This is a genomic window from Chryseobacterium sp. FP211-J200, from assembly GCF_001643375.1.
In the GTDB taxonomy this organism is placed as follows: Bacteria; Bacteroidota; Bacteroidia; order Flavobacteriales; family Weeksellaceae; genus Epilithonimonas; species Epilithonimonas ginsengisoli.
Window position 1 is genome coordinate 1 of the sequence record NZ_LSHB01000041.1, and the last position, 4,351, is coordinate 4,351.

At 39.0% G+C, this 4,351-nt stretch carries 5 protein-coding genes; 4 read left to right on the top strand and 1 reads right to left on the bottom strand.

Features of this window, described 5'->3' with window-relative positions; genetic code table 11:
- Window positions 1–312 precede the first annotated feature (312 nt).
- From AXA65_RS13075 to AXA65_RS13090, 4 genes are all read left to right on the top strand, one after another.
- Entirely contained in the window at window positions 313–1,290 is a 978-nt protein-coding gene (locus tag AXA65_RS13075) for an acyl-ACP desaturase (protein ID WP_063970540.1), read from the top strand.
- A gap of 142 nt (window positions 1,291–1,432) precedes the next feature.
- Entirely contained in the window at window positions 1,433–1,864 is a 432-nt protein-coding gene (locus AXA65_RS13080) for a BT0820 family HAD-type phosphatase (RefSeq protein WP_063970544.1), read from the top strand.
- A gap of 91 nt (window positions 1,865–1,955) precedes the next feature.
- On the top strand, window positions 1,956–2,765 hold the full coding sequence (map, locus tag AXA65_RS13085) for a type I methionyl aminopeptidase (RefSeq protein WP_063970541.1): 810 nt from the start codon (window positions 1,956–1,958) through the stop codon (window positions 2,763–2,765).
- Between the two features lie 4 nt (window positions 2,766–2,769).
- Complete coding sequence (locus AXA65_RS13090) at window positions 2,770–3,537, top strand: class I SAM-dependent methyltransferase (protein WP_063970542.1); 768 nt, start codon at window positions 2,770–2,772, stop codon at window positions 3,535–3,537.
- A 13-nt stretch (window positions 3,538–3,550) separates the two neighbouring features.
- Here the strand turns inward: AXA65_RS13090 and AXA65_RS13095 are convergent, their stop codons facing one another.
- Window positions 3,551–4,093, bottom strand: coding sequence for a hypothetical protein (locus AXA65_RS13095; protein WP_131797818.1), 543 nt, complete (start codon window positions 4,091–4,093; stop codon window positions 3,551–3,553).
- Window positions 4,094–4,351: the final 258 nt, after the last annotated feature.

Genomic DNA, 4,351 nt, shown 5'->3' on the forward strand with positions numbered 1-4,351 from the left:
ACTTTCATTCAGTTTGTAAATGTTTTTGTTTTCAGTAGAAAAATGAATAGACTTAAAATTGAATTAATGTAATAATGCACTACGAGTTAAAACAATAATTGAATACGATACCAATTATAATAAAAGCCCGCATTTTTGCTGGTTTTTTTGTTTCAGAATTAATTTTAATTAAGTTCAACTACAATTTCCGATGCAATTTTTAAGTTGTTTTTTACCTTCTAGTTATTTTCTTAAAGTATCACAAAGTTTAACACTTTAAATCCAATAATATCATTTTGTCGTATCTTTGAAGACAGAAAATAATAAAAGTTAATGCACGAAAAAGAGTTACAAATAGAAGTAATGAGGTCGATGGAAGGCAATATGGACGAGTTTATCGCATCATACCTTACACCAATCGAAAAAATATGGCAACCTTCGGATTTCCTTCCGGACAGTTCTAGCGAAAATTTCAAATATGAGATCGAGGAGCTGCAGACATTTGCCCGAGAAATGCCTTATGACCTTTTTGTAACATTGATAGGCGATTGCATCACAGAAGAAGCATTGCCAACATACGAATCTTGGTTAATGAACTTGGACGGCGTCAGTCAAGAAAAAAATACGGGCTGGACCAAATGGATCAGAGCCTGGACCGCAGAAGAAAACCGACATGGCGACCTTCTCGGAAAATACCTATATCTCTGTGGCCGCGTGAACATGCGCGAGATGGAGGTCACAACACAACATTTGATCAGCGACGGTTTCGACATTGGAACCAGTTCTGATCCATACAAAAATTTCGTTTATACTAGTTTTCAGGAAACCGCAACCAATATTTCTCACAGAAGAGTGGGGACTTTGGCAAAACAATCTGGAAACAAAAAGTTAGCTCAAATGTGTGGCGTTATCGCAGCAGACGAAGCAAGACACGCCAAAGCTTACAAAGATTTTTCCTCCAGGATTTTCGAAATGGATGCCAGCGGAATGATGCTCGCCTTCGAAGATATGATGAAAAGGAAAATCGTAATGCCAGCCCATTTACTCAGAGAATCTGGACAGAAAGCCGGGGAACTTTGGGAACATTTTTCCGATGCAGCACAAAGAGCAATGGTTTACACGGCACAAGATTATATCAACATTCTTTCTGATCTTTTGGACGAATGGAAAATCGATCAAATGAAAAATTTGAATGACCAAGCTGAACGCGCAAGGGATTACCTGATGAAGTTGCCAAACAGATTGCAGAGGATATCAGACAGGATCAAAACGCCCGAACTGCCTTACAGTTTCAAATGGGTGAAAAGTTAAAATAAAAAATGCGCTTATAAGGCGCATTTTTTATTGGTATTAAAATTTAAGATTCATTGTGAGTCTTTTAGCGTTTCACTATTTTCTTTCCTCTACATAATTCGTATATTTGCCAACTTATTTTTCAACAAAATACATAATGATAAAAAGTAACAAAAAGCTGGCGATCGATTTTGATGGGACTATTGTTGATGATGCTTATCCGGGAATTGGGAAAGCTAAAACATTTGCTTTTGAAACACTGAAAAAACTTCAGGGCGAAGGTTACCGTCTAATTCTTTGGACTTACCGTCATGGCAAAGCTTTGGAAGAAGCTGTGGAATTCTGCAGAAAGAATGGATTGGAATTCTACGCTGTGAACTCCAGTTTCGAAGGCGAAGTTTTCGACCACGAAACACAATCCAGAAAATTGGACGCCGACCTGTTCATAGATGACAGAAATCTAGGTGGATTCCCAGGCTGGGGAGAGATCTATCAGATCATCAACGAAAGAATAGAATTCCAGGTGGCTGGCGGCGAAGTTCACGCTTACTCCAAAATGAAAAAAGAAAAGAAGAGAGGCCTTTTTTGGTAAGTCTTCTAGTACAAAGTAAAATGTATCAAGTACAAAGTAGTATATTAAAAATACATTGTACATTTTACATCATACATTAATACAATTTTAAATGATTCAACTCAAAACAATAGACGAGCTTCGATTGATGAAGCAAAGTGCACGATTGGTTTCCCAGACTTTGGGAATGTTGGCAAAGGAGATCAAACCTGGGATCAACACTTTATCTTTGGACAAATTAGCGCACGAATTTATAAAAGACCATGGCGCAGAACCTGCATTTTTAGGTTACGGTGGTTTTCCTGCGTCACTTTGTATCTCTCCGAATGACCAAGTAGTTCACGGTTTCCCAAACACAGATGTTCTGAAGGAAGGTGATGTTCTGTCTGTAGATTGTGGCGTTTTTTGGAACGGATTTGTAGGCGATCACGCTTATACATTTGAAGTGGGAGAAGTTTCTGCTGAGAACAAAAAGTTGCTGAGAGTCGCAAAAGAATCTTTATACAAAGGCATCGAACAATGTGTGAGAGGAAAACGTGTTGGTGATATTTCCAATGCGATCCAAAAACATTGTGAAAAAGAAGGTTATGGCGTTGTTCGCGAATTGGTGGGACACGGCGTTGGCAGAAAAATGCACGAAGATCCACAAGTTCCAAACTACGGAAAACCTGGAAGTGGTAAAGTCCTCAAAGACGGAATCTGCCTCGCAATCGAACCGATGATCAATCTTGGAACCGAAAAAGTAAAGTTCCATAATGATGGCTGGACAGTGACGACTTTGGACAACAAAACATCGGCACACTTCGAACACGATGTCTGTATCATCAATGGAAAACCAGTTTTGCTTTCCACTTACGATTACATTTACGAAGCTTTAGGAATCAAATCCGACGAGGAAAAAGCCTTTCAGCTGGATTTTTAAATTAATGAAAAAATTCACCAAGTTTCTACTGAACAAGATCCCAAGACCAATGCTTATTAATTTGAGCATTTTTTTGCGTCCACTGATCGTTCTGTTTTTCAAAGGCGACAATTTCACCGATCCTATCGATGGAAAATCTTACCGTCAATTCTTGCCTTACGGCTATGGAAAACAACGTTCGAATGCACTTTCACCAGGAACTTTGTCATTGGAAAGACACCGCCAAATGTGGCTTTATCTTCAAAATGAAACTAATTTTTTCACGGTCAAATTAAAAGTCCTTCACATCGCTCCAGAGCAGGAATTTTTAAGGAAATTCAAGAAGATGAAAAATCTGGATTATACTTCTGCCGATCTTTTTTCGCCGATTGTGGATGTGAAAGCGGATATTCTGGATCTGCCTTTCGAAGATAATACTTACGATGTCATCATCTGCAACCACGTTTTGGAACACATCATTGATGACAGAAAAGCAATGTCAGAAATGTATCGCGTGATGAAACCACGTGGCTGGGGAATCGTGCAGGTTCCGATGAAAAACGCTCTCGAAAAAACTTACGAAGATTTCACGATCACAGATCCGAAAGAACGTCAAAAACATTTTGGCCAGTACGACCACGTTCGTTGGTACGGGATGGATTATTTTGACCGTTTGAAAAGCGTCGGTTTTGAGGCTGATGCTAATTTCTATTCTCAAAAATTCTCTGATGCAGAGATTAAGAGGTTTGGTCTTAATAAAAATGAGATCCTTCCTGTTGTCAGAAAATCATAACAATTTTTACGAATTATTTCTCTGTTAAAAAAGTCGAACGGTTGACCCAGTAATCGAAGATCCCGACGCATAGATAATAGATGCCGCCAAACATCATATTCATCAAAATATCTTTATCGGAGTTGATGAGGTATAGCATTGATAAAAGGAGGATGAAAAACCACAGCAACAATTTTCCCGCATAAACGCCAGCCACTCGGGCGACCATTTCCTCATCCTTTACGGTTTGCGATTGTATCAGACATTGTATCAGCATCACGAGATAGCCACAGGTCAATTCTTCTTGCTGGAAGAGATCAAATGTGTAGAAGTAGGCAATCGCACCCAGCGAAACCAAGCCGAAGATCAAAAATTTCAGAAACATTCCGCCTTTGAAGCTTTTAGAGAAAATTAAAATCGAAAATATAAAAAGAGGATAAACCAAAAATACAGAGTACAGCATATACTTGTATATCAATAGTTCCGGCGTTTCCTCTCCATCAGAGATCCAGAATAACCTGAAGTAGAGGAAGGAAAGGTAGAAGGAATTGAGCGTGTAGAAAATTGGTAAATACAATGTTGAACTAAACCTTCGGTAGCTTTCCCCAATCGCATAAATCAGTTACTTTGTAAAGTTAATTAAAAAATCACTAGGATGGCTACAAAAAAAAGAGTTTAGACGAGCTCAGAGAAAACAAAATCATCAATCAGGCAAAGCGCGAAGTGCCTGGTTTTACAGAACTTTTAAGCCGTTTTGAACGTACGGTTTCGGTGTTGGGACGCATTCAGAGCACGATCAATAATTACTCCAGACACGTCGCGGCGGTGTCGCTGC